This window comes from Mesorhizobium sp. M7A.F.Ca.MR.245.00.0.0 (assembly GCF_003997415.1).
In the GTDB taxonomy this organism is placed as follows: Bacteria; Pseudomonadota; Alphaproteobacteria; order Rhizobiales; family Rhizobiaceae; genus Mesorhizobium.
In genome coordinates this window covers 1-1,984 of the sequence record NZ_RZTE01000091.1, presented here as the reverse complement: position 1 = coordinate 1,984, position 1,984 = coordinate 1, and the positions used below count along the sequence as shown (strand labels likewise).

Genomic DNA, 1,984 nt, shown 5'->3' with positions numbered 1-1,984 from the left:
CTCCGTGTGGCAGTCGTCACGACGCTGGCCTGTTCGCTGCTGCTTCAGGCCGGCTCCTTCGGCCGCGTGCTCTTTCTGATCTGGCAGTCCTCTAGCCGCGCTCGTGGAACTCGCCACAGGGGCCAGCATGCCGATGGTTACAGGAAAGCTCGGGTACCAGTCGTCTGACTCTGATCAACTGCGGAATGCAATTTTCAGCTGTGTCCCGGCTTGGTCGAATGCCCAGCATGTGCTGCTGCTTTGATGCGCGGATGACAGGATCAGTGCTCAGACCCACACCAATTTTGGTCACCCTCTGATGACTGAGCTGATCGTATAGGGAATCTGTGTTCGGCTAACACGCGACCATACCCCTGGGCTGACCGGTGCGTAGCCGGTTCAGGTACTTTTTTGCTGGAGATAGCATGCTGGAAAAATTCGAACGTTATCCGCTCACCTTTGGACCCACGCCGATCGAGAGGCTCGACCGCCTCGGCAAGCATCTGGGCGACAAGGTGGAAATCTACGTCAAACGCGAGGACTGCAACTCCGGTCTCGCGTTCGGCGGAAACAAGCTGCGCAAGCTCGAATACATTGTGCCCGACGCGATCGCGTCAGATGCCGATACGCTCGTCACAATCGGTGGCGTGCAGTCCAACCATACGCGCATGGTCGCTGCGGTCGCCGCCAAGATCGGCATGAAATGCCTCCTGGTCCAGGAGAGCTGGGTCCCACATGATGATGCTGTCTACGACCGGGTCGGCAATATCCTCTTGAGCCGCATCATGGGGGCAGAGGTGCGCCTGGTTGACGAGGGCTTTGACATCGGCATCCGCCGCAGCTGGGAAAAGGCACTTTATGAAGTCAAGGCAAGGGGCGGCAGGCCATATGCGATACCTGCCGGCGCCTCTGTCCACAAATACGGCGGCCTGGGCTATGTGGGGTTCGCTGAGGAGGTGCGTGCCCAGGAAGAGCAGCTTGGGTTTGCCTTCGACTATATCGTCGTCTGTACGGTGACTGGTTCAACCCACGGCGGCATGCTCGTCGGGTTCGCCAAGGATGGTCGACAGCGCAACGTGATCGGTATCGATGCCTCCGCCATGCCCGCCAAGACCAAGGCGCAGGTGCTCGGCATCGCCCAAAATACAGCGAAGCTCGTCCACCTCGGAGCGGAAATTGTCGAGGCAGACGTGGTGTTGTTCATGGACTACGCGTACCCGGGTTATGGCGTTCCATCGGAGGAAACCAAAGAGGCAATCCGTTTGTGCGCGCGGCTCGAGGGCATGATTACGGACCCCGTTTACGAGGGCAAATCGATGCAAGGGATGATCGACCTCGTCCAGAGGGGCTTCTTTCCACAGGGATCGAGGGTCCTCTACGCACATCTAGGCGGCGCGCCGGCGATCAACGGGTACGGCTACACCTTTCGCAACGGCTGACGTTCGGCAGTCTGCGATTCCGCGGTCGCGCTCGAACGTGGGTAGGTAGCGTCGTTCGAGCGCTTGGCTGGAGAAGTGGAGGCAGCGACGGGCATCCACTAATTGGTACCATTACGTGCTGTCGGGGCTCAACGCCACGCGCATTGAGCGCATGCCGCCGTTGGCAACCGCGAGGCGAATTTTGACTCCGGGGCAAGAATCCACACGCGGCGGTGGCGGCACGAGGACCAAGCCGGCGAGTTCGCGCTTTCGAACTGGCGCCAAACTGCCACTGCTCGAGGACCGAGGCCAGTCTAATCACAGGCGAGCCGTCCAAGCTCTCAAGAGATAGGGCGAAACCCGACAGCGGCAGAAGACATGTCGGGTTCACGACAATCGGCCGCATTTAGCCTCGTGGAGAATTTCAAAGCATTTCCCGCCGCTTACCGGAGCTGAGGGAATTGGCACCTCCGTTGCAGCTTGATGTGCGGCAACACGGTGAGAGCTTCGCTGAAGCAAGCCAGAGGGAGCGATGCCCTCGAGACCGTGTCCGATTTTGACGGGAAAATATTCCGCGACAAAAGAGA

General features: G+C 59.5%; 3 protein-coding genes. 2 read left to right on the top strand and 1 reads right to left on the bottom strand.

Annotated features, from left to right (window positions below):
- Positions 1-6: 6 nt before the first annotated feature.
- Complete coding sequence (locus EOB80_RS34140; protein ID WP_245466512.1) at positions 7-168, top strand: exopolysaccharide production repressor protein; 162 nt, start codon at positions 7-9, stop codon at positions 166-168.
- Between the two features lie 236 nt (positions 169-404).
- The gene (locus EOB80_RS34135; RefSeq protein ID WP_024505903.1) at positions 405-1,418 is read left to right on the top strand and encodes a 1-aminocyclopropane-1-carboxylate deaminase; all 1,014 of its coding nucleotides are present in this window, start codon (positions 405-407) and stop codon (positions 1,416-1,418) included.
- 366 nt (positions 1,419-1,784) lie between these two features.
- On the opposite strand, the gene EOB80_RS34940 is transcribed toward EOB80_RS34135, so the two are convergent.
- Positions 1,785-1,984: hypothetical protein (locus tag EOB80_RS34940; RefSeq protein ID WP_206516867.1), on the bottom strand; the 200-nt coding region annotated here is incomplete at its 5' end.